This window comes from Aureimonas populi, assembly GCF_017815515.1.
Classification (GTDB): Bacteria; Pseudomonadota; Alphaproteobacteria; order Rhizobiales; family Rhizobiaceae; genus Aureimonas; species Aureimonas populi.
This window is the reverse complement of record NZ_CP072611.1, coordinates 768,773-790,384: the sequence shown is the minus strand read 5'-3', so window position 1 is coordinate 790,384 and position 21,612 is coordinate 768,773. Positions and strand designations below refer to the sequence as shown.

Genomic DNA, 21,612 nt, shown 5'->3' with positions numbered 1-21,612 from the left:
TCGGCGCGTTCCAGGCACGCCACGGCCGAGCCCCCGGCCCGCGCCCATGCCGATAGGGGCGACGATCGGATCGTCACGAAGAAGAAGGCGACAGCCTTCCCAAAGGGGCCGGCGCCGCCGGCGCGTAGGGCCGGCGGTGCTCGACCGGCTGGCGCGCGGAACCGGCCGAGCCGAGCTTGATGTAGGAGTAGAGGAGGATGAACGAGCCGAGCGAGTATTGGTAGAAGAAGTCCACCTCGGAGAAGGAGCGTATGGTGAACATGACCATGAGCGCGAAGAGGCAGGCATCCGCCGTGCTGCGGCGCGAGACGCTGCCTTTCAGCGACCGGTAGAGCGTGGAGAGCACGATGATCACCAGCGGCACCGTTCCGACGATCCCCACATCCACCAGCGCCTGGATGATGGTGTTGTGGAAATGGAAGCCGGTGCGGGCGGTGATGAAGAATTCCGCCCACAGCATTTCCGCTTCCGGGAAGCCGGGAACCCAGTAGGCCAGATATCCGATGCCCGCGAGAGGCATCTGGTAGAAGGACTGAAGGCCGATCTCCCAGAGATAGGTGCGGCCGGTGAGAGTCGGGTCCTTCCCGAAGGCGGCCAGGATCAGCTCCACCGCGCCCAGCCGGTAGGCCGCCAAGGCCACGAGGGCGCTCGCCGGCAGCAGGAGCACGACGACGAACATGCGAAACATGGGGCCGAACCGCAAGAGCGCGATCAAGGCCAGGAAGACCATGATCGCCACCGCAAGTGCAATCGAGGACGTGGCCGAGCGGCTCGCATCGAGGACCAGGGCGAACAGGGCTGCCAGCAGCACGGAGCCCGCGCGGATGAGCAGCGGCTCGCGCATCACGAAGACCGAGAGCATGGCGAAGAAGATGCCGAGCGAGCAGTAGAGGCCGAGCTGGTTTTTCGAGCCGAAGGCGCCCACGAAGGTGTAGCTGCCGTCCATCGCGTCGTAGGCCGAATAGCCGAAGATGAGCGAATAGACCGTGACGATGGCCGTGCCGACGAGGACGCCGCGCGTCAGCGAGCGCAGGCTGACGACGCGGGCGGCGACGAGGATGCAGAGCGCATGTGTGGCGAACTGGACGGAACCGCGCAGGCTGACGCCCGGCGCCGCCGACCACAGGGTCGAGCTGACGAGCACGAGCACGAAGATGCCCGGCACGACGAGGTCTCGCGCCCGACCGATGATCGCGCGCGGATCGAGAGCGATGAGCGGCAGCCAGAGCCCGTAATAGACCAGGATGGCGACCGGCCCGAACCGGCTCGAATAGGCGAAGACGAAGAGCGAGAGCGCAACGGCCGTCGCCGCGTAAAGGCCATTGCTCGTCGGGTCGAAGAGGGAGCTGCGGGCGATACGCATCGTGGCGGCGCGCGCCTAGAATGCGTCGACCGGCGGTGTATAGGTGACTTTCACGACATCGCCGGGCCGCAGGGGCGTCGTCTCCAGCGCGGAGAACTCGGCCGGTTCGCCGTTCACGGTGCGCACGATCGTGTAGGAGTAGCGCGAGGGATCGTTCATGCTGCCGGCCGTCGGAGCAAAGAGCAGCGCCTCCTCGATCAGCGCGCGCTGGGTGCGCCGCTCCGGATCATTCGCCTCCAGCTCGGCGTCGGTCGCGCGCTTTTCCACCGTCAGCTCCGCCCTGCGGTCGTTCTGCAGGCGGATCAGATCCTGGTCGGCGCGGCTGATGTCCTGGCGTGCGCGCAAGGAAGCCGTGTCGATATCGAGCAACTGGCTTTCATATTCGGCGAGGCGCCGTTCGAGGTCCGACACGCGGGTGTTGACGACAAGGCCCCGGGAGGCCAGCGAACCGACATTTTCCAGATCGGCGCGGGTCAGCGTAACCTGCCGCTCCACCGTCTCACGTTTGCCCGCGAGCGCTTCCACCTCGCTGGCGAGCAGCACTTTCAGATCGTTCAGCGAACGGTTCTGGAGCTCGATCCTTTCGCGGTTCGCCTGCATGATCGCCTGCTCGTCGGCCAGAAGGGCGTCGGCGCGAGGGATGCCGGCCAGTTCTTCCGGCATCTCCAGCGTGTCGCTTCCGTCGAGCTCGGCCTGCAGGCGAAGCCGCCGCATGATCAGCCGGTGGTTCTCCACGGTCAGGACGTCGAGTTCGCCGCGCGCGCGCATCACGTCGCGCTCTACCCGCATGCCTGCATCCGGGCCCCGGCGCTGGCCGCCCGAAAGGCTGATGGCCTTGACCACGGAGAGGTCGGGCGCGAACGGGTGGGCGCCCGGGTTTTGCACGTCTCCCACCACGTAGATGGGGCGATAGGTGCCGATCTCGACGGCCGCATCCGGCCTGTCCGCAAGGCCGAAGCGCTGCTGGAGACCGTCGCCGACCGTCTTTGCCAGTTCCGCCGTCGTGCGGCCGTCGGCCCGGATCTCCCCGACGAACGGCACAGAGACTGTGCCGTCGGCGCCGACCGAATACTCGCCGCTCACGGACGACCAGTCGCGGAACGTCCCGGTCGACGTCTGCCACTCGGATACGCGCAGGCGCACGATATCCATGGGGCCGAGCCGATACTGCTCCTGCGCCGAGGCGGTTGCAGCCGTCAGAACGGTCGCCAGCGCCATGAGTGCTGCGATAGTGCCCGCGATATCGCGGTTTGGCATCAGTAGCTTCCCCGGGAAAGGCAGACCGCCGGAACCGTTCGCACGATGATAGCCACGTCGCCGACGAAGGTCCAGTTTTCGACATAGCGCCGGTCGAACGAGACACGCTCGTCATAGGAGACGTCGTTGCGGCCGCTGATCTGCCACAGTCCGGTCAGGCCCGGCCGCGCACGCAGGTAGCAGCCGAGGTGGACACCGTAATAGCGCAGCTCGTCCGTCGTCACCGGGCGGGGGCCCACGACGCTCATGTCGCCGACGAGAATGTTGAAGAGCTGGGGAAGCTCATCGAGGCTGAGCTTGCGGAGCACGGCGCCGATGCGCGTCACGCGCGGGTCGGACTGGAGCTTGCGCGTCGCCTCCCATTCCAACGCGGCGGCGGGGTCGGACTGCAAGTGAGCCTGCAGCACCTCGTCGCCATTCTCCACCATCGTGCGGAATTTCCAGCAGCGGAACATCCCGCCCCGGCGCCCCACTCGGGAATGGCCGTAGAACACGCTGCCGCCATCGGTCAGCTTGACGATCGCCGCGATCAGAAGCAGCAGCGGCGAGAGAATGACGAGCGCGCTGAGCGCCGCGACGATATCGAAACCGCGTTTCCAGCCATTGTCCGTCCGGCACCGCACTTCCGGATGTCCGGCCGTCATGGCCTGCGCGACCTTTGGATCGATTGAATTCGACAAGCTGCTTGCCCGGTCCATGTTTTTACCCCGGTCCTTGCTCATCAGGAGCCAGCCTTAATGCTGGGTAAACTAGACACGGTCCGTGGCTCGTAGCAATTCGGATAATGCATGGCTGCAATGCGCCAGCGGAAGTGCTCGTATTATCCCTTTCATTTCCGAAGCTAAGCGGCGGGGGCGCGCTGAAACGGACCTGCCGGCCCCGGCCTGATGCCCTCCTTCCTTCAAATAGACGCATTCCTCCTTCACGCGGGGACTGCGTATCTGTGTGAAATGCTGTCGTGCATCGGCATGACGCTAGGTCATGTCCGCCTGCCCGGGCGCCGGATTTGCCGTGGTCTTCGGTGGGGTGGGCCGTCGGCGCGGCCGCAATGCTCGTGATGGCCGGGCGCCGTCGCTCCAGCGAATCGTCTCTCGGCCTCTGGACGCCGGCCTTGTGCCGTGGTGATGTCCTCGGTCTCACTCTCCCACCTGCAGAAAGGCCTCTCCCGCGCGCGTGATGCGGACGGCCGCCAGGGGGCCCTCGAAGCCGGCTCCCGTATCGACGCCGATACGCGTGGCGGTGCGCGTCGGCGCGTCGGCGGGCGTATGGCCATGCACGACGATCTTCGGCGCCGGCGCCGAATGGGAGAGGAAGGGTTCTCGGATCCAGAGAAGATCGCGATCCTCCTGCTCCTCTATCGGAACGCCCGGGCGCAGCCCCGCGTGCACGAAGACGTGGCGGGGTGTCTCGACGAGCACCGGCAGGCCGCGAATGAAGCCCTCATGGCTGCCCGGCACGGTGCGGGCCAGTTCCTCGGCCAGGCGCCTTCCGTTCAGCCGCAGGCCGCTCTCGTACTCCTCGAGATCGCAGCCGTAGGAGGCGAAGGTCGCCAGCCCTCCATAGGGAAGAAGGGCCTCGGGAGCGACGCGGCCCTCAAGCACCTCCAGGAACATGTCGTCATGGTTGCCGAGCAGGCAGAGGCGGTGGAAGCCCTCGGGCGGCCGCCCCATGAGATGGGTGATCGTTCCGGCCGAATCGGGGCCCCGGTCGATATAGTCGCCGAGCATGAGGATGAGCTTCACCCTGCCCAGGTCGCGGCCGTCCTCGACGATGAGCTGCTCCAGCGCGATCAGCTTGTCGAGATGGCCGTGCACGTCGCCGATGGCGTAGATCACGTCCGGCTCGGCGGAAAGCTTGTAGCGGCGGCGGTGGCGTCCTGGGCGTTTGCTCATCGCGTGGGTGGTGCTCGTGTCGGCCGCAAGATGGCGGAAATCGGTCGACGGCGATCCTAGAGCATTGCGGGACAAATAGGACACAGTTCTGCCCGCGCCCCGCCGGCCGGCATTCCAGGCCACGCGCCGGCTCTGGGGAGGCCGGCATCATGGGGGCGCTCGGCGCGATGACCAGGAGGCGGAAGGACGTGTCGAGGCGTGCGAAAGCCGCCGGCCGGCCCGAACCGGCGGGCCGCGGGCTACCTCGACCGGGAGCGGCCGGCCTCAGGCGCCGCGATAATAGCTGGCATAGTCCTTGTAGACGCGCTCGCGGCTGCCGCGCTCCCCATAGCGGCGCAGGCGCGAGAGATCGGTCGCGTTCAGGACCGCCCCCGTCACCCGCAAGCCCACCTCCGGCTCGTCCGCCAGAAGGCCGCGAAGGACGGTCCGCGCCGTCTTGCCCCAGCGGATGACGAGCAGGAGTCCGTCGACGAGCGGCGCTGCGACCTTGGCATCGACGACGAGGCCGGCGGGCGGAAGGTCCAGAATCACGTAGTCGAAGCTCTCGGCCAGCTCGGCCAGAAGGGCCGACATGGCCGAGGAGGACAAAAGCGTGCTGCCGAGCGCCGCGTGGCGGTCGTCCGGGATCGGCAGCAGGCAGACGCCGTCTTCGTCATTCTTCACCTGCGAGCGCCAGTCGCCCGTGCGGATCGCCTCGGCAAGGCCGCCTTCGCTGATCGGCTGCGGCAGGAAGCCGTTCAGGGCGGGCCGGCGGAAGTCGGCGTCGAGGACGATCACGCGTGAGCCGATCCGCGAGAGAAGACGCGCAAGCCCCATGGCGACCGTCGTCTTGCCCTCGCCGGGCAGGGCGGAAACAACGCCGATGATGCGGCTGGCACGCCCCGGCACGGTGAGGCCCGCGAAGCCGTGCGCCACGTTCCTCAGGGTCTCGGCGGAAATGGCCTGAGTCTCGTCATAGCCGAATGTCGGCTTGGGGCCGGACCCTTGCGCTTCGGGGCGCGGTGCCCAGCGGTTCAGGAAAGCGGGCCACCACCGCTTCTGGCCGGGGAGCGTGGCGAGATAGCCGAAGAAGCGCACGCCGAGATCCTCCGTGACCTCGGCGCCGATGCGGTAGGACCGCTCGTTGAATTCGCGCAAGGTGCCGGCGGCCCCGCCCATCACCACGCCGAGGAAGGCGAAGATCGCCACCGTGCGCAGGAAGCGCGGCCCCGTGGGGCGCTCGGGCTCGGTGGGCGAGGAGATGATGCGGAAATTGGAGAGCGGGAAGCTCTCGCGCTGCATCGCCTCCTCGTAGCGGGCCAGGAAGTTGCCGTAGATCGTGTTGAGCGTGGCGGCCTGCTGTTCGAGCTCGCGCAGTTCCACCAGCGCGCCGCCGGCTTCGGCGTTCAGCCCCGTCTGCTGCGAAACCGCGTTCTCGAGCGCGGCCTGCCGGTTGCGCACGACCTCGTATTCGTTGGTGTAGCGCGAGGACAGGCGCTGCAACTCGCCGACGAGCTGGGCCGAGACCGTTTCGCGCTCGCGCGTCAGCCGCACGACCTGGGGATGGGACGCCCCGAAATCGGCCGTGATCTGCGCGATGCGGCCCGACATCTCGGCGTAACGGGCCTGGAGCTGCTGTACCACCGGGTCCTGGATATCGGCGGAGGCCAAGGCGGCGGATGCTATGGCGGTCGCGTCTCCGGCGGAAAGCACCGCCTGGAGCTGTTCGGCACGCGCCTGAGCCTGCGCCACCTCGGCCTGCCCGGACGCGAGCTGGCCGGTGAGGTTCGCAAGGCGCTGCTCCGAGGTGAACTCGCCCTGCGCCATCGACAGGTTGTTGCGCGCGCGGAACTCCTCGACCGCCAGAGAGGCGGCGCGTTGCTGCTCGCCCAGTTCCGCCAGGCGCGTCTGCATCCAGCCCGTGGCCTGCACGCTCGCCTCCGCCACCGCAAGGCGCTGTTCCTGCAGGAAGGCCGCCGCATAGGCGTTCGCCACGCGGTAGGCCAGCGCCGGGTCGTGCGACTGATAGGTGAGGGAGATGACCGAGCTGCGTTCGACCCTCTGCACCGAGAGATTCTGCTGGACGGACCGGGCGGCCGCCTCGCGGATCTGCTGCCGGCGCGCCTCCTCGGGATCGACCGGGACGGCGGACGGCGCTGCGCCCGCATCGCCGGACACGCCGGTGGGCGCCTCCTGCGGCCCGCGAACCATGGCCGCCACGGCGCGCAGCGGGCGCGTGAGAGAGGCGAGGGGGGAGGGCGGCGGCGAGAGGAAGACCTCGTCCTCGCCGAGATTCAGCTCGTCCACCACCTCCAGCGCGAGACGCGACGAACGCAGGACCTCGATCTGGCTGGCGATGCGGTTGTCGAGCTGGATGTTCGATCCCACGGAGGCGAAATCGCGGGCGACCGTGCCGATGCTCTCGTCGAGCAGGATCCGCGCCTGCGAGGCGTAGACGGCGGGGGATGCACGAACATAAAGGACGCCGACCACCACGGCGGCCAGTACGCACAGGCCGACCAGACGAAGGTTGCGGCGCACGATCGTCCACAGCCGTTCGAGGTCGAAGGTCTCGCCCGAACCGGTCTTGCTGCCGTCGAGCGCGTAGAACCTCCTCTGAGAGAACCTGGCCGTGTTCATCGATGCGTCCTTGGATTCCAGCATATCATGCAAGCCCTTCGCCCTCAGGGCGATAGGCCACGGACAGCGGACGGAAAAATGGCGGAGAGCCGTTTGGCGACGGGCATTCGAAACAGCCGCATGGCGGCGGGGCGGCGGGCGGCCGATCTCGCGAAGGCGCCAAGGTCGCGCCCCTTCAGCGCCTCGACCATGGTCAGGAAGGATTCCGCGTCCTTGAAGGCGCTTTCCCGCTCGTCCATCGCAAGGGTTGCGGCGGGGTCGAGATCGTGCGCGGCCCGGAAGCGCACGTCCGCCGCACGCATGGCATGCAGGTGATCGAGCCGCAGGACGCGCGACACCGATCCCTCGGTGATGCCGTAGGCATAGCCGATTTTCGGCTCGGCGATGCACGTGCCGCCCCTGGCCAGGATCTCGGCCATGAAGATGTAGTCCTCGCCGATGCGCAGGTCCTCCGGGTAGGAGATGGCCTTCTCGGCCAGGAACGAGCGCCGGATCGTCGGCTTCAGATAGCCGAGGTTGAAGGAGGAGCGGAACACCGCGTTGCTGGTCATGTACCGGGGAAGGTCGATGGTCCCCGTCGCCGGTAGGGTGCCCTCGGGAAGCATCGGGCGAGTGCGGCCGTCCGCCTCCACCACCTCGATCCCGTCCAGGATGGCGGTCGCGCCGGTCGCATCCAGGCGTTCCACGAGACGGGCCATCCTGTCGGGCCGGATCGTATCGTCGGCGTCGAGGACCGCGACGTAGCGGCCCGACGCGTGCTCCAGCGAAAGATTGCGCGCCGCTCCCGGCCCACCGTTCGCGGCCGCGCGCACGAGGCGGACGCGCGGGTCCGCGATGGCCTCGACGAGCGCCGCCGTGCCGTCCCTGGACGCATCGTCCGCGACAACCACCTCCACCGAAACGCCGACGGTCGCCAGCGCGCTTTCGATCGCCGCGCCGATGGTGCGGGACGCGTTGAAGGCGGCGACGATGAAGGAGACGTCAGGCTGCATGCGCGCCTCCCGGGCGGGCGTCGGCCTGCCCGCCGTACTGCGTCAGAGCGCGCATTCCGAAAAGGCCGCCTATGGCGCCGGCATGGAGAATCCCCCGCAGCACGCTGCGGCGCCGTTCCACGGGCGAGAAGGCATGGCGAAGCGCAAGAAGGCCGCAGGCCGCGACCTTGGCGGCGGCCACTCCGGCGGCTTTGGCGCGCGCCGCGCCGGCCCTGTGCGTCTCGGCCAGAAGCTGCCCGTGCGTCTGCCCCATGCGCAGGCGGCGCCGGGCCAGCCAGCCGAAGCTGGCCCGGCCCTCGGGCACGTCCTCGCGCACGAGCGCCTCCGGCGCGTAGTCGATGCGCCCCGCGCGAAGGGTGAGGGCCCGGAAGAAGGCCGTATCCTCGCCGCCGCTGCGCCCGCGCGCCAGGTCGAAACGCAATCCCTCGACCGCGGCCGAGCGCCGGTCGATCAGCACGTTGCAGGTGTAGCCGGTGAGGATCTCGCCCTTCACGAAGACCGGGGCGGAGGAATGGAAGTCGCCGTCCCGCATCCAGCCGGGCGCCTGCGGGCCGTAGACGGCCTCGACGGGCCCCAGCACCGCGTCGGCGCCGCCCTCGGCCGCCCTGTCCAGCAGCGCGGCCAGCCATTGGCGCGCGACGACCTCGTCATCGTCCAGGAAGGCGAGATAGCGGCCGGTCGCGCGATCGAGGCAGGCATTGCGCGCGATCGAGATGTTCGACGCGGGCGCATGGACATAGCTCACCGGGAAGGGCAGGCCCTGCGAAGCCCGCTCGACGCGCTCCTGCGCGCTCGGCACCGTGTCGTTGTCGGCCACCACCACGTCGACCGCCACGTCTTGCGGCACGTCGAGCCCTGCGAGCGAGGCGAGGGTGCGCGCGATGTGGTCGCGCCGGAAGGTGCATATGGCGATCGTGACCGAGCGGTCCGGCGCTGCTGCCATGCTCATGCGCGTATCTCCCGGGGCCGCGGAGGGCTCGCGAGTTGGGCCCAGAAGCCGAGCGACCATCCCAGATGCATGATCATGGCCGCGACGCCGGCCAGAAGCGCCTCCACCTTCCGCGTCCGGGCAAAGCCCGCGAGGCCGCCCAGGAGGCACGCCGCCACCCATGCGGCGGCCGGAACCGCGAAGAGGAGCGAAAGCGGGGAGAGCAGCGCGAGAACGAGGGCGGGCGCGACGAGCATGGGAAGCGCCTGCCGCAGCTTGGGCGGTGTGCGGTGCTTGAGCATGTTGCGCGCGCGCCCCTTCCCGTAGCCGAAATACTGGCGGAAGAGGCCGCCGGCCGTGGCGCGGGGATAATAGGTCATGTCGGTCTCGGCTGTCATCCAGACACGACCGCCGGCCTTGTGGAGCCTATGGTCCAGCTCCGCGTCCTCGTTGTGGGAGAAGGTCTCGTCGTAACCGCCGACCCCCTTGAACGCATCCACGCGGATCAGCGCATGGTGGCCGTGATCCACCCACCGCCCCACGGGCGCGGAGCGATGGGACGAGCCGCCCGTGCCGATGCGCCCGCTCTGCGCGATCGCGACCGCCGCCTGAAAGCCGTGCCGGGCCACCGTGCGCATGGAAACGACGACGCTGGAGGCGCCGGTGCGCTCGGCCTCGGCGACGAGCGTGCGGCAATATCCGTCCGGATAATGCGCGTGCGCGTCGATGCGGATCAGGAACGCGGCATCGGCCCCGAAGCGCTCCACCGCCCGGTTGACCCCCGCGCTCTGGATGCGCAACGGGTTGTCGCAAAGCCGGATCGCCGGATTGCCGAGGGCCTTTTCCGAGACGATGGCGCGTGTCCTGTCGCTGCTGCCGCCATCCACCACGACGATCGTCGCGTTCACCTCGCGCGCCTCCGCCGAGAGGAAGTCGAGCAGCGGCCCGATGAAGGCTTCCTCGTTCAGGCACGGCACGACGATGAGGCAGGTCGTTTGCGGCGCGGCGGGGTCGGCCTTCATCAAGCGGCCTCGGCCCGATGGCTCGGCGCGTCCGGCGCGCCGGCCAGGGCCGCGACGAGCTTGCGGCATTCGGCCCGCCCGCTTCGGAAGGTTTCGGGGGCGAGCGCCCTGACCGCCGCCTTGAGCGCGGCGATGTCGACCTCGCGCAACTGCCGCGCCAGCGCCTCGGGAGAGAGGTCGTCGCAGATGATCCCGATGCCCCGCTCGCGCAGGAAGCCCGCCGTCTGCGTGCCGGCAAGCGCGATCGGCACCGCGCCGTGGGCGCAGCCCTCATAGACCCGGTTCGGCAGGAGCCAGTCGCTGTTGAGCCCTTGCTCGAAGAAGTCGATCGCCCAGACGAGATCCACCGCGCCGTAGATCTCCACAAGGTCCTCCGCGCGGTAGGGGCCGTGGAAGGAGAGGTGCGGCCGGCCGGAAACCTGGGCGTCGAAATCCTCGAACTCGCGCCGGGCCGGGCGCCCGCGCAGCGTCACCTCGAGGGACCCCTCGCCGTCTTCGGCAAGCCTGGACAGGATGGAGAGGGAGCGGGCGCAGCGCAGGGCGCCGAACCAGCCGATGCGGATCGGGTTGCGCGAACCGGTGTCGGCATCCCGCAGGGGCGGACGCGCCTCCTCCAGGTCCAGCACCTTGTTTTCCTGGAGGCGGATGTCCTCGAAGCCCTGCACGGGCCGCAGGTAATTGTCCACGAAGGCCGGCGAGCTCGTTAGAACGAAGGCGGTGCGCGCGGCGAGGCGCCGCTCCAGCGCCCGAAGCGCCAGGCCCGCCATTCCCTGGTCCAGGAGCAGGCGGTGGATATCGAGCGTTTCGTAGATGAGGCGCGGACGCGGGCGGATCGACCCCGCGATCCGCTCCCCCAGCGCCAGCATTTCGAGATTGCGCGCCAGGATCACCGCCGGGGCGAAGGCCGCCAGGTGCTTGAGCTCGCCCGAGAGGAGGGCGGCGGCCACCTTGGCGATGCGCTGCCCGAAGGCGCCGTCCTTCGTCTCGCCGAGCACGACCGGGGCATGGTCCAACTCGTCGGGAACAGCACTGTCCGTCCCGCGCCGGAAGCCGGCCAGCAACACCTGCGCGCCTCCGGCATGCAGCATCGCCACGCGCCTGCGGACCGCCGGATCGCAAAGGTCGTGAACGAGATAGAGTATTTTCGTCATGCTGCTGGGACCAGGTGGGTTGACGAAGTCGTGAGAGGATATCCGCGTCCATGTTGCAACGCAACGCGGGCGCGTCTCCCCGGGCGGGAGGCTGCCATGCCCGCAGGACAGGTGTCGCCCCGGGTGCGGCCCCTCGCGCCGGGCCGGCCAGGCGGTTCGGCGCAAGGGGCGGGGCGGGCGACCTTGGCCGCCGCCTCTAGCGCCCCGTTCCGGCGGTGCAGGCGACCGATCCCTCGAACTGGCAGTCCTCGCCGATGCGTGTGAAGGCGACGCGCTCGACCTCCATGGCGACCGGCCCCTGCGGCGCGGTGAACGGCCCCATCCAGTCGGTCAGGGTGTCGGTGCCCCAGAGGCTGAGATAGATCTTGGCGTTGTTTTGCGGGAGCTTCGCGGGATCGTCGATCCGGTAGACCTCCTCGCCCTCGATATACCACGTGATGGCGTCCGCCTCCCAGACGAACGCGTAGTCGAGGAACCCGTCGTCCGAGGCGGCGGGAAGCTCGGCGAGATACTCGTTGCCGCCCTGGCCGTCGGCATAGACGTTGAGCTGCACGACGGAGGTGTCCTTCAAGAGGAACTCGAAGTCGATCTCGTCGTGCGGGCGGCCGTGGACCTGGCCGATATAGGTGAAGATGTTGGCGTTCAGCCCCGAGCCGGCGGGCGTGCGGATGCGCGCCTCATAGGTTCCGTAGCCGAAGCGGGCGGTCGTCTGTATCTCGCCGCACCGGAACGGCCGACCCGCCGCCTCGCCCTCGGAGAAGCCGAGCAGGAGGCGCCCGTTCTCCACAGAGACCTCCTCGGCCGACCATCCGCAGTTCTGATGGTCGCCGTTCGTCCATCCGTCCGAGATGTACCACCGGCTTCGATCGAGCCTGTCGAATTCCTCCAGGAAAGAATCGCCGTCCATCTCCTCGGACGCGGCCGCGCCGGGGTGCAGGACGAGGGAGGCGAGGGCGGCCGCGATGGCGGCCGTCCCTGCACAAGCGCGACGGGGTGTGGTCATGCGACCTCCTGCGAGGTTTGATCGGGCGAGCCGACATTGGAGGATGTGTGCCAGGCCCAGGCCGTGTCGATGATGTTCGACAGGTCGCGGCGCGGCATCCAGCCGAGAACGCGCCGGGCGGCGGCGTTGTCGGCCACGAGCATGGGGGCGTCGCCGGGGCGCCGCCCCTCCTCTTCGATCGGGAACGGGCGGCCCGAGCGCTTCTCGATCGCGCCCAGCAATTCGCGCACGCTGGTGCCGTCGCCCGTGCCCAGGTTGAGGGCGGTGCTCTCGCCGCCCTCGATGAGGTAGCCGACCGCCCGCGAATGCGCATCGGCAAGGTCCATCACGTGGATATAGTCGCGCACGCAGGTGCCGTCCGGCGTGTCGTAGTCCGAGCCGAAGACCTTGAACCTGGCGCGCCGCCCGAGCGCCGCCTCGATCGCCAGCGGAATCGCGTGGGTCTCCGGGTCGTGCCGCTCGCCGATGCGCGTCTCGTCATCGGCGCCGGCGGCGTTGAAATAGCGCAGGATCACCGAGCGCAGGGAGGAATGCGCCGACAGGTCGCGCAGCACGCGCTCCACCATCAGCTTGGAATGGCCGTAGGGGTTGAGCGGCACCTGCGGATGGTTCTCGTCCATCGGGACGGCGACGGGATCGCCATAGGTCGCGCAGGTGGAGGAGAACACGAGGCGCTCGCACCCGGCCCGGCCCATCGCCTGGAGCAGGGAGACGGTTCCCGCGACATTGTTCTCGTAGAAGGCCAGGGGGTCCTTCACCGATTCCCCAACCTCGATCAGCGCGGCGAAATGCACCACGGCGGCGGGGCGGTACCGCGCGAAGACGGCATCCAGAGCGGCCGCGTCCCGGATGTCGCCCTCCTCGGCCGGGCCCCAGCGGACGAATTCGCGATGGCCGCGCGAGAAATTGTCGAAGACAACCGGTGTGAAGCCTTTTTCGGAGAGATCGAGGCAGGTGTGCGAGCCGATATAGCCCGCTCCGCCGACGACGAGGACATGCGTCACGAAGAGGATCCTTCCGGAATCTTGGCCGCGCCCCGCAGGAGCGGCGCGTGCGAATGATTGGTCCGTGTCGTTCCGTGCACCGGCGGGAACAGGAAGCGGATATCGGGCGAAGGCGGCGAACGCATGACCGAACCCAGCTTGTCGGCACCGACCCCGGTGACGACGGCGCGCCAGGCGGCCGGCCGGCGGGCCAGCGCTCCCGCCGCCGCAAGAAGGCCGCGCTCGGACTTTTCCTGAAGGAAGCGGCGGTGCTCGAAGCGCGCCAGCGACTGCGCCCCGTGGCGAAGGGCCATCCGGCGCGCCTGCCGGTCGAGACCGGGCCGGGCCGCAAGCTGTGCGTCGACCCCGGCGAAACGCCGCAGATCCTCCGCCGAATGGCGCCCGCTCAAGGAGTTGCCCCGCACGATCGCGGCGTAGCCGCAGGCGCGAATGACCTTGAAGCGCGCACCCGCGCAGAGGAGCCGGGCATAGAGATCGTAATCCTCGCCCAGCCGCAGCGACACGTCGTAGGGCCCTTCGAGCCCGGCCAGAAGCTCGCGCCGGATGATCGGCTTCAGGAAGCCGAGTTCCCCCCGGGGGCGCCCCCGCCGGGTGATGTTGCCCTCGATGAAGGCCGGCAGGGTCAGCTCGCTGGGCGGCGCGTCGTCGGCGAACTGGCTCTCCACGGCGGCGCGCAGGGCCAGGGGGTCGGCGGCCGGCTTGGAGCCTTCCCGCACGAAGGCGATGTTGTCGGCGGCCATGTCGAACGGGCCGGCGGCGAGAAGGCGGGCCATGCGGCCGGGAAGGAAGAAATCGTCCGCATCGAGGATGGAGACGAATTCCTCCCGCGCGTTCGCGATGGCGATGTTGCGCGCATGAGCCGGCCCCCGGTTCACGTCCAGGCGGATGGGGTGCAGGCGCCCGCTGCCGTCATCGGCACCGCGCGCCGCGCCCAGCGTGTCGTCCGTCGAGCCGTCGTCCACGATCAGGACGCGGCCGACCTCCGGCTGTTCGAGCGCGGATCGCACCGCGGACGCGATCGTTGCGGTCGCGTTTCGCGCGGCGATGACAACGGCGATGCGGCTCATCCGGCAGACCCTTCCGGGGCCGGCGACAGGCGCCCGGTCCCATTTCTTCGCTCTTCCATCCAGCGTGTGGCTTCCGAGGCGCCGAGCCAGGCGAACTCGCGCGCCGTGCGCCATGGCGAACGCAGGCAAGCCTCGGACAGGACACGCCGCCGGCGCGGCCAGTCGGCCACCGAATCGGGGTCCAGCACCATGGCGCGGAGCGTTTCCGGCGAAATCTCCGGCAGCGCCCCCGTCCGGGGCGTGGCGAGGTCGGGGAAAAGCGACGCCACCAGCGTCAGCGCCAGACGGGCCGTCCCCTCGAGGTCCTCCTCCTTCGCACGTTCCAGGAACCGATCCGCCGCGCCCTCGCGGCCGGAGCGCAGCGCGGCCATGAGGTCGAAGGCGTGGTTCCCCGCCGGCTCCCGGTTGAAGAGAGCCTTCACGAGGCTCATGGCGCAGAGGAGAGGCACGTCGCCGGCGCTTATCGCGGCGATCCGCCGCCCGCTCAGGGAATGGGCCTCGGCGCGATCGAGGAAGGCCCGGCTGGAGCGCGGCTGGGGCGAGCCGGGCTGCTGCAGCCGGTGGTGGAGATCGAAGACCATGCGCACCTCGCCCTCGCGCACGAAATGGCGCTCGCCCAGAAAGCGATCCCACCAGAGGGAGGGCGCCGGCGGCACCCTGGCAAAGCCTGCATCCATCAAGACATCCTGCGCTGCGGCGAAATCGCCTGCCGCCACGAGCAGGTCGATGTCGCCGGACGGCCGTGTGAAATAGTCACCATGCAGCATGTGCTGCTGAATGGGCCCTTTCATGACCGCATAGGCGATCCCGCGAGAGCGCAGAGGGCCGTCCGCCCACTCGATCCCCCGCAGCGCGGCGCTGTTGCAGATCATCGTCCGGCGCTTGCGCTCGATGGCCCAGGCCCGCGCGTCGGCCGCGATCTCGCCGTGCGAGGCGCGGGAGAGGATGGCCGCCAGGACATCGCCCAGCTTGGAACGCACCGCGAGCGCCAGCACGCGCCGCGCGGCCTGCGGGTCGTGCAGCGGCGAGGATGCTGGAGGCACCTGCGCGATTCGGGCCGAGGCGTCGTTCCAGAGGAGCGTGCACAAATCCGCTGCCGCGGTGCGATAGGGTCGCGCGTTCCGGGAAGCTGTATCGCCCATGGCCTCATCGCCCAATTCAGGATTCGGCAGAACGAAGCTCACGACAAGGCTTCATGGCGAAATCGTAAAGCGTGGCGCCGGAGCATTCAACCGCAATCTGGGCGCGCGTCCCGAAACCCGCACGGCTCGTCCGCCGGTACTTTTCGAGTGCCCGCCCAGCCCGCCTGCGGCTGCGGGCGAGGCGAAATCCCCGCGCGCACCCCGAGCCTTCGAAGCGCGGGGAGGGCCTGAAAAGCCGGCCGGGAAGGGGCGGAGCGCTTCGTTGCAAGTCCGATAACGTTACGTTAGGAAGCGCGTCGTTCGAACCGCCCGGATGACAGGTCGTCGCCGGGCAAAGCATGCACGCACGACCTTCCGCAATGCCGTGAGGACGTGTGACTTAGAGGAATCAGCATATGAGCAAGCTTGCATATTCCGCTCCGACCCTGCGCAAGCATGGTTCCATGACGGCGCTGACGCAGCAGAACCAGTCGGGCACGTTCCTCGATGTGGGTTTCACCGCCGGAACGCCGCTGGATCAGCTCACGCTGTCCTGAGGCTGCCGAACCGCGGCCGTGCGCGTGCCTGCACGCGCACGGCTGCCATTCATTCCCTGCGGAGATCGGATGGATGTCGTGTGAGGATGAGGTTTCACGGTGGAACCTCGGGAACGGGCCCTTCGTCGCCAGTTCCGACGTGGCGGTCAGCGCCATGGGGGACGAGATCGCCATTCTCGACCTTCGGACCAGCGAGTACTTCACCCTGAACGGCACCGGCGCCTTCCTTTGGTCCGAGCTGAGTTCTCCCAAGACGCTGGACGACCTCCTGGACCGCGTGGTGGAGACGTTCGACATTCACGAGGAGGCCGGTCGAGCCGACCTGCAAGCCTATATGACGGGGCTCCTCGAAGCCGGCCTTGTCCGCATCGCCGATGGGTAGGGGCCGTCCAAGGTTCATGAGGGCTTCCCGGCCCCGAGCCCGCCGGCGCCCCGCGTGATGGTCCCGAACCGACCCGCGCCGCGCTCCGCCGGGGCCCGGTCCATGGCGGCCGTGAGGATCGTGCGCCTCCTGGCGCGGCATCATCGCCTGCTTTTCGAAAGCTTCCTCCTCGTCCTGCGGGTGCGGGTGGGCCTGAGCCTGCGCGGGCAGGAGCGCGTCCGGCAAGCGCTTTGCGTTCTGGAGGGGAGCCGGCATGCCCCTGCCGCCCACGATGTCGCGCCTCTTGCCTGGTCGGTGCGACAGGCGGCGCGGCTCGTCCCGCGCGCCACCTGCCTGACGCAGGCGATCGCCGGCCAGGCCCTGCTCACGCGGCGCGGCTGCCCTTCGATCGTGCGCGTGGGCGTGCGCCGCAGCCATGCCGGGGAGTTCCAGGCTCATGCGTGGCTTCTCCACGAGGGGCGCGCCATACTGGGCGCCCGGCACGAGCCCGGTCCCGATTTCGTGCCGCTCGCGGATTTCGGTCCGGTTCGTTGATGGAGACGATTGCCGGCCTCGTCTGCGAGGACGAGGCGCGCCTGGGGCATGAGTCGGAGAGGTTGCGGCGCCGGTTGCGCCTTGCCGGATATCCGCAGGCCGCCATCTGGGCCGGCGAGGGCTGCGTGCTCCTGCGGGCATCCCGGTCCCACCGCTCGTCGCCCCGCGCCGTCGCGTGCGCCGGGCCCGTCGCCGTGCTCGGCGATCTTCGTCTCGACGAGCCCGGCGAGCTGGCCCGCGCGCTGGGGCTTGCGCCAGCCACGCCGCAGCATGAGCTGGTTGGCGCGGCCTATGGGCGCTGGGGCGTGGAATGCTGCGAGCATCTTCGCGGCGACTTCGCCTTCGCCCTGTTCGACCGGGCCGAGCGCCATCTCTTCTGCGCGCGCGATTCGTTCGGCGTGCGCCCTTTCCATTTCCGCGAGGAAGCGGGCCTGTTCTCCTTCTCGTCCGACCCTGTGCTGCTGTCCGGGGGAGGCTTCGATCCCGCGTATGTCGGCGGCTTTCTCGCCGGGATCGTCGAAGACGAGCGCCGCACGCTCGACCCGCTGGTGATGCGCCTGCCGCCGGCCCATCATTTGTCGCGGCGGAATGCCACGACGTCGGTCTCGCGCTACTGGACGCTCGAACCCGCGCCGCCTCCGAAGCCCGGCGAGGTGGTGGAGGCGTTCCGCGAGCGCTTCGCGCAGGCGGTGGAGCGGCGCCTCGTCGCATCCGGGCCGGCGGGCGTCATGCTGAGCGGCGGGCTCGATTCCTCGTCCATCTCTGCCGTCGCGGCGCGCCTTCGCAGGGGGCAGGGGCGGCTTGCGGCCTTCTCGCTCGTCTATCCCGAGGAGCCCGATACCGACGAAAGCGGTTTCATCGAAGCGGTGGCCGCGAGCGCCCGGCTTGTATCCACGCGCGTCGATGCGGGCGCCGTGCCCCCGCTCGAAGGCGTGGTGGAGGACATGCGGCGTGGCGGCGCGTTCGTGGACGCGCCCGGCAGCGGCAAGCTGCGCCGGCTCTTCGCGGCGGCGGCCGGGCAGGGCGTCGGCGTCCTTCTCGACGGGCATGGCGGGGACGAGGTCGTCTGGAACGGCTACCGGCGGGTTCTCGATCTGGCCGGGGAGGGGCGCTGGCTGCGGGCACTGGCGCAGGTGCCGGGCCTGTCCCGGATGGGGGGCGACGATCCGCTGCTCCTGTCGGCGGCGGTGATCGAGGCGGCGGCGCCGGGCAACCGCTTCGGCGGCGCGCTGCGCCGGCTGACCCGTTTCTATCGCAGTCGCTTCACCCCGCCCATGGCCGCTCCGTCGCCCGATGGGCTGCACCTGCTGGCAAAGGGTTTCGTGAGGGAAACGGACCTGAGGCAGCGGGTGCTGGACGCCCGGCGTCCGCCGGCGGACCGTTCCGACGCCGCCGCTCACGCGGCGGCCATCGCTTCCCCTCGTACATCCTTCGCCTTCGAGGCGCTGCACCGCCTTTCGCACGGCGCCGGCGTCGAGACGCGCTATCCCTTCTTCGATCGAGACCTCGTCACCTTCTGTCTCGGCCTGCCATCCTCGGAAAAACTGCGGGCCGGATGGCCCCGCAGCATCATGCGGCGGGCGATGGAGGGCGAACTGCCGGACGCCGTCCGCTGGCGCCGTGACAAGACGGATTTCGGCCGGTCGCTGGCAAGGGGTCTGTCGCGCTGGCATGCCGACCTTCTGCGGGACGCAGAGCGCGACCGCGACGGTGCGATGGCCGGATTCTACGATATGGATGCCCTGCGTCCGCTTCTCGGGCGTATCCGGCAGGCGCCGGAGGGGACGACGACGGTGGAGGCGATGCTGGCCTGGCGGGCGGCCTACCTCCATCTCTGGCTGACGAAAGGGCGCAATGGCGATGGAACGGTTGGAGCGCACTGACGCGGGCGGGACGGCGCCCTTCGCCTATCGGGCGCTCGGCCTCGTGCTCGTCTCGGATTTCGCGCTGGCGGAGCTCACGCCCGTTCCCCCGCCCGGCGGGGCGGGGAGCGATGTCGTGGCCATTCGTCGCGGCGCCGTGCCCCGGGCGTGGAACGAAGGGTCGCCCGATCCCTTCTTCCGGTTCGAAGGCCGGAGCCATATCCTGCGATGGCGCTCCGTGGGGGCCTTCATGATCGCCGACGACCGGACGATCCTGGTCGATCCGGCCGAGGGCGTCGATCCGCGGCTGATCGCCTTTCCGCTGCTCGGCCCCGTGCTCGCTCTGCTGCTGCACCGGCGCGGGCGGCTGGTTCTTCACGCGAGCGCTGTCGAGATCGAGGGGCGGGCGGTCGTCCTCATGGGAGACAAGGGGGCGGGCAAGTCCACCCTGGCCGGAGCCCTCGTCTCGGCCGGCCATCGGCTTCTGACGGACGACGTCCTCGTGTTGGCACCCACCGGCGGCGGCGGGAAGCCGGTGGTCGAGGCGGCCGCCGGCCAGCTCAAGCTCCACCATGAATCGCGCGCGGCCATTTCGCTCGCGGGCAGCCGGATGGTGGACGCGGATCTGCATCCCTCCATCACGAAGCGCCAGCACAGGCTCGGCGGCGTGTTCCGCACCGACGCAGCGCCCCTCGGCGCTCTCCTGACGCTCGGCCGCGGCCCACAGCTCCACCTGGAGCGCCTCGCGCGGGCCGAGGCGCTCCAGGCCCTCATCCGCTTCTCCTACCCTGTGCGGTTCGAGCGAAGCGGCCTTGGCGAGGAGGGAATGCAAAGGCTGTTCAGGCAGTGCGCCGATCTGGCCTCGACGCATTTCGTCGGCCGCCTCGCCGCCGCCGCCGGCCTCGGGAGGCTCGGCGAGACGGTTCGGGAAATCGAGGCGCTCGCCCGCCGTCCCGCGCTTCAGGAGGCGCAATGAGACCCGTCCCCTCCACTCCGCCCCCCGAAGGGGCGTTCACGGGCTATCGCGAGCTCGTCCGCTTCGCGCGCGAGCTTTGGCGCCACTCCCCTCGCCGGACGGCCAAGGCGCTGGCGTTCCAGCTTCTCGGCGGGGTGACGGAGGGGGTCTCGATCCTTCTCCTCCTGCCGATCCTCGGCTTTCTTGAGATGCCGGCCGCAGGCGGCGGTGGCGGGGCCGCGATCCTGGTTCCCGACCTCTGGTTCCTGCCGGGACTGGCCGGCGCCCGGCTCGAATTCCTCTGGGTCCTGGTCGCGCTGGTCGCGGTCCTGTCCCTTCTGGCCGTCTTCAACCGCTACAGGACGCTCTTCGTCGCCGACCTTCTCCAGGGCTTCGTCAATCGGGTGCGCAGCGGGCTGTTCGAGGCGCTCGCCCGCGCGCGCTGGAGCATGGTCGCCCATCGCCGCGCGGCGGATCTGAACCATGTCCTCACCTCCGAGATCGATCGGCTGCAGCTTTGCGCCGTCTCCGCCCTTGCGCTGGTGCAACTGGGGATCGTGCAGGTGGTCTATCTGTGCGTATCGCTGGCCATCTCGCCTGCCATGACCGCTTTCGCGGGCGGCGTGGGCACGCTCGTCCTCCTCGGCCTGCATCCGTTGCGCAAGCGCGCCCACGCCTTCGGGCTGCTGCTTTCGCAGAACCGCCGCGAGCAGTATCGCACGGTGACGGATTTCCTGGCGGGCATGAAGATCGCCAAATCCTACAATGTGGAAGAGGTTCATGTCGCGCGGCTCGGCGAGACGCTGCGGCGCGTGCAGGCCGACAATCTGCGTTTCAACCGCGTGGCCACGCTGGCCAATACCGGGTTTCAGATCGGCTCGGCGCTGGCGCTGGCGATCTTCATCTTCCTGGCGGTCGAGCATGTGGCGCTGCCCCTGGCCGAAATCGTGGTGCTGCTTCTGGTCTTCATGCGGCTTGCGCCCCGTTTCATGGAAATGCAGGTCGGCCTCCAGCAGCTTCTGTCCGCGCTTCCGGCCTTCGAGACGACCAGGGCGCTGCGCGAGGAGTTCGAGGCCGAGCGGGAGGAGGGCGGAAGCGGCCCCGCCCCGGCGCTCGTCGAGGTGCTTCGCCTTCGCAGCGTCTCCTTCACCTATCCGGGCGCCGAGGGTGCGGCCCTCACCGACATCACCTTCGATATTCCCCGGGGACAGGTGACGGCGCTGATCGGCCCTTCGGGAGCCGGCAAGAGCACGCTGGTCGACCTGGCGCTCGGCCTCACCGAGCCGTCGGCCGGGGAAATCCGGGTCGACGACGAGCCGCTGTCGCGCGAGAACCGCCGCGCGTGGCGCGCCCGCGTGGCCTATGTTCCGCAGGAGCCCTTTCTCTTCCACGCATCCATCGCGGCCAATCTGCGTCTTGCCCATCCGGGCGCGACGATGGAAGAACTGAGGGCCGCCTTGTCGGCGGCACAGGCGCTGCGTTTCGTCGATGCTCTTCCCGAAGGCATGGAGACCATCGTGGGCGATCGCGGCACGCGCCTTTCCGGCGGCGAGCGCCAGCGCGTGGCGCTGGCCCGCGCGCTGCTGCGCACGCCCGACCTTCTGATTCTGGACGAGGCGACAAGCGCCCTCGACCAGGAGAACCAGGCGCTCGTGGCTCAAGCCATCGCTGTGGCGAGGGGGCGCCTGACGGTTCTGATGATCGCCCACAGCCCGAAGATGATCGAATTCGCGGATTTCGTCGTGGCGCTGGAGGCTGGGCGCCTCAAGGAAACGGGACGCTTCGATGTCCTGGCAAGGGACCGGCACACCGCGCTCGGCCGCATGATGGAGGGGAACTGAAACCCGAACCCGCAGCCCGCTGGCGCCCTCCCGCCACCGTCGCTCCGCCACGATCGAACGGC

At 69.4% G+C, this 21,612-nt stretch carries 19 protein-coding genes; 6 read left to right on the top strand and 13 right to left on the bottom strand.

The window, feature by feature from the left end; all coding sequences use genetic code 11:
* Nucleotides 1–73: 73 nt before the first annotated feature.
* The 13 genes from J7654_RS03680 to J7654_RS03620 all read right to left on the bottom strand — a co-directional run bounded on the left by J7654_RS03680 (nt 74) and on the right by J7654_RS03620 (nt 15,440).
* Nucleotides 74–1,363, bottom strand: a complete 1,290-nt coding sequence (locus J7654_RS03680) for an O-antigen ligase family protein (protein ID WP_209738313.1) — start codon at nt 1,361–1,363, stop codon at nt 74–76.
* Nucleotides 1,364–1,378: 15 nt separating this feature from the next.
* Nucleotides 1,379–2,620, bottom strand: coding sequence for a polysaccharide biosynthesis/export family protein (locus J7654_RS03675; RefSeq protein WP_209738312.1), 1,242 nt, complete (start codon nt 2,618–2,620; stop codon nt 1,379–1,381).
* Nucleotides 2,620–3,264 (bottom strand): sugar transferase, encoded by a 645-nt coding sequence (locus tag J7654_RS03670; protein WP_209738311.1) that lies wholly within the window; start codon nt 3,262–3,264, stop codon nt 2,620–2,622. The genes J7654_RS03675 and J7654_RS03670 overlap by 1 nt, the downstream gene beginning before the upstream one ends.
* Before the next feature lie 492 nt (nt 3,265–3,756).
* Nucleotides 3,757–4,512 carry a metallophosphoesterase family protein gene (locus tag J7654_RS03665; protein WP_209738310.1) on the bottom strand — a complete coding sequence of 252 codons (756 nt, stop codon included), beginning with the start codon at nt 4,510–4,512 and terminating at the stop codon, nt 3,757–3,759.
* 264 nt (nt 4,513–4,776) lie between these two features.
* Nucleotides 4,777–7,131, bottom strand: a complete 2,355-nt coding sequence (locus J7654_RS03660; RefSeq protein WP_209738309.1) for a Wzz/FepE/Etk N-terminal domain-containing protein — start codon at nt 7,129–7,131, stop codon at nt 4,777–4,779.
* Between the two features lie 44 nt (nt 7,132–7,175).
* Entirely contained in the window at nt 7,176–8,123 is a 948-nt protein-coding gene (locus J7654_RS03655; RefSeq protein WP_209738308.1) for a glycosyltransferase family 2 protein, read from the bottom strand.
* The gene (locus J7654_RS03650; protein ID WP_280842355.1) at nt 8,113–9,072 is read right to left on the bottom strand and encodes a glycosyltransferase family 2 protein; all 960 of its coding nucleotides are present in this window, start codon (nt 9,070–9,072) and stop codon (nt 8,113–8,115) included. Before J7654_RS03650 ends, J7654_RS03655 begins: the two co-directional genes overlap by 11 nt.
* Entirely contained in the window at nt 9,069–10,073 is a 1,005-nt protein-coding gene (locus J7654_RS03645) for a glycosyltransferase family 2 protein (protein WP_209738307.1), read from the bottom strand. The genes J7654_RS03650 and J7654_RS03645 overlap by 4 nt, the downstream gene beginning before the upstream one ends.
* Nucleotides 10,073–11,224 carry a glycosyltransferase family protein gene (locus J7654_RS03640; protein ID WP_209738305.1) on the bottom strand — a complete coding sequence of 384 codons (1,152 nt, stop codon included), beginning with the start codon at nt 11,222–11,224 and terminating at the stop codon, nt 10,073–10,075. The genes J7654_RS03645 and J7654_RS03640 overlap by 1 nt, the downstream gene beginning before the upstream one ends.
* Before the next feature lie 196 nt (nt 11,225–11,420).
* Nucleotides 11,421–12,227, bottom strand: a complete 807-nt coding sequence (gene exoK, locus J7654_RS03635) for an endo-1,3-1,4-beta-glycanase ExoK (protein ID WP_209738303.1) — start codon at nt 12,225–12,227, stop codon at nt 11,421–11,423.
* Nucleotides 12,224–13,231 (bottom strand): UDP-glucose 4-epimerase GalE, encoded by a 1,008-nt coding sequence (gene galE, locus J7654_RS03630; protein ID WP_209738301.1) that lies wholly within the window; start codon nt 13,229–13,231, stop codon nt 12,224–12,226. Before galE ends, exoK begins: the two co-directional genes overlap by 4 nt.
* Nucleotides 13,228–14,298, bottom strand: a complete 1,071-nt coding sequence (locus tag J7654_RS03625; protein ID WP_209738298.1) for a glycosyltransferase family 2 protein — start codon at nt 14,296–14,298, stop codon at nt 13,228–13,230. The genes galE and J7654_RS03625 overlap by 4 nt, the downstream gene beginning before the upstream one ends.
* The gene (locus J7654_RS03620; RefSeq protein ID WP_209738296.1) at nt 14,295–15,440 is read right to left on the bottom strand and encodes a nucleotidyltransferase family protein; all 1,146 of its coding nucleotides are present in this window, start codon (nt 15,438–15,440) and stop codon (nt 14,295–14,297) included. Before J7654_RS03620 ends, J7654_RS03625 begins: the two co-directional genes overlap by 4 nt.
* A gap of 395 nt (nt 15,441–15,835) precedes the next feature.
* Here J7654_RS03620 and J7654_RS03615 point away from each other — a divergent pair, with 395 nt between their 5' ends.
* The 6 genes from J7654_RS03615 (at nt 15,836) to J7654_RS03590 (ending at nt 21,550) form a co-directional block, all read left to right on the top strand.
* Nucleotides 15,836–15,976 (top strand): hypothetical protein, encoded by a 141-nt coding sequence (locus J7654_RS03615; RefSeq protein WP_209738295.1) that lies wholly within the window; start codon nt 15,836–15,838, stop codon nt 15,974–15,976.
* A gap of 73 nt (nt 15,977–16,049) precedes the next feature.
* A complete protein-coding gene (locus tag J7654_RS03610; protein ID WP_209738292.1) occupies nt 16,050–16,358 on the top strand; it encodes a PqqD family protein in 309 nt (102 codons plus the stop codon).
* A 102-nt stretch (nt 16,359–16,460) separates the two neighbouring features.
* Entirely contained in the window at nt 16,461–16,892 is a 432-nt protein-coding gene (locus J7654_RS03605; RefSeq protein WP_209738290.1) for a lasso peptide biosynthesis B2 protein, read from the top strand.
* A complete protein-coding gene (locus J7654_RS03600) occupies nt 16,892–18,775 on the top strand; it encodes an asparagine synthase-related protein (protein ID WP_209738288.1) in 1,884 nt (627 codons plus the stop codon). The genes J7654_RS03605 and J7654_RS03600 overlap by 1 nt, the downstream gene beginning before the upstream one ends.
* Nucleotides 18,753–19,730: a serine kinase gene (locus J7654_RS03595; RefSeq protein WP_209738286.1), complete on the top strand. Its 978-nt coding sequence runs from the start codon at nt 18,753–18,755 to the stop codon at nt 19,728–19,730. Before J7654_RS03600 ends, J7654_RS03595 begins: the two co-directional genes overlap by 23 nt.
* Nucleotides 19,727–21,550: an ABC transporter ATP-binding protein gene (locus J7654_RS03590; protein ID WP_209738284.1), complete on the top strand. Its 1,824-nt coding sequence runs from the start codon at nt 19,727–19,729 to the stop codon at nt 21,548–21,550. The genes J7654_RS03595 and J7654_RS03590 overlap by 4 nt, the downstream gene beginning before the upstream one ends.
* Nucleotides 21,551–21,612: the final 62 nt, after the last annotated feature.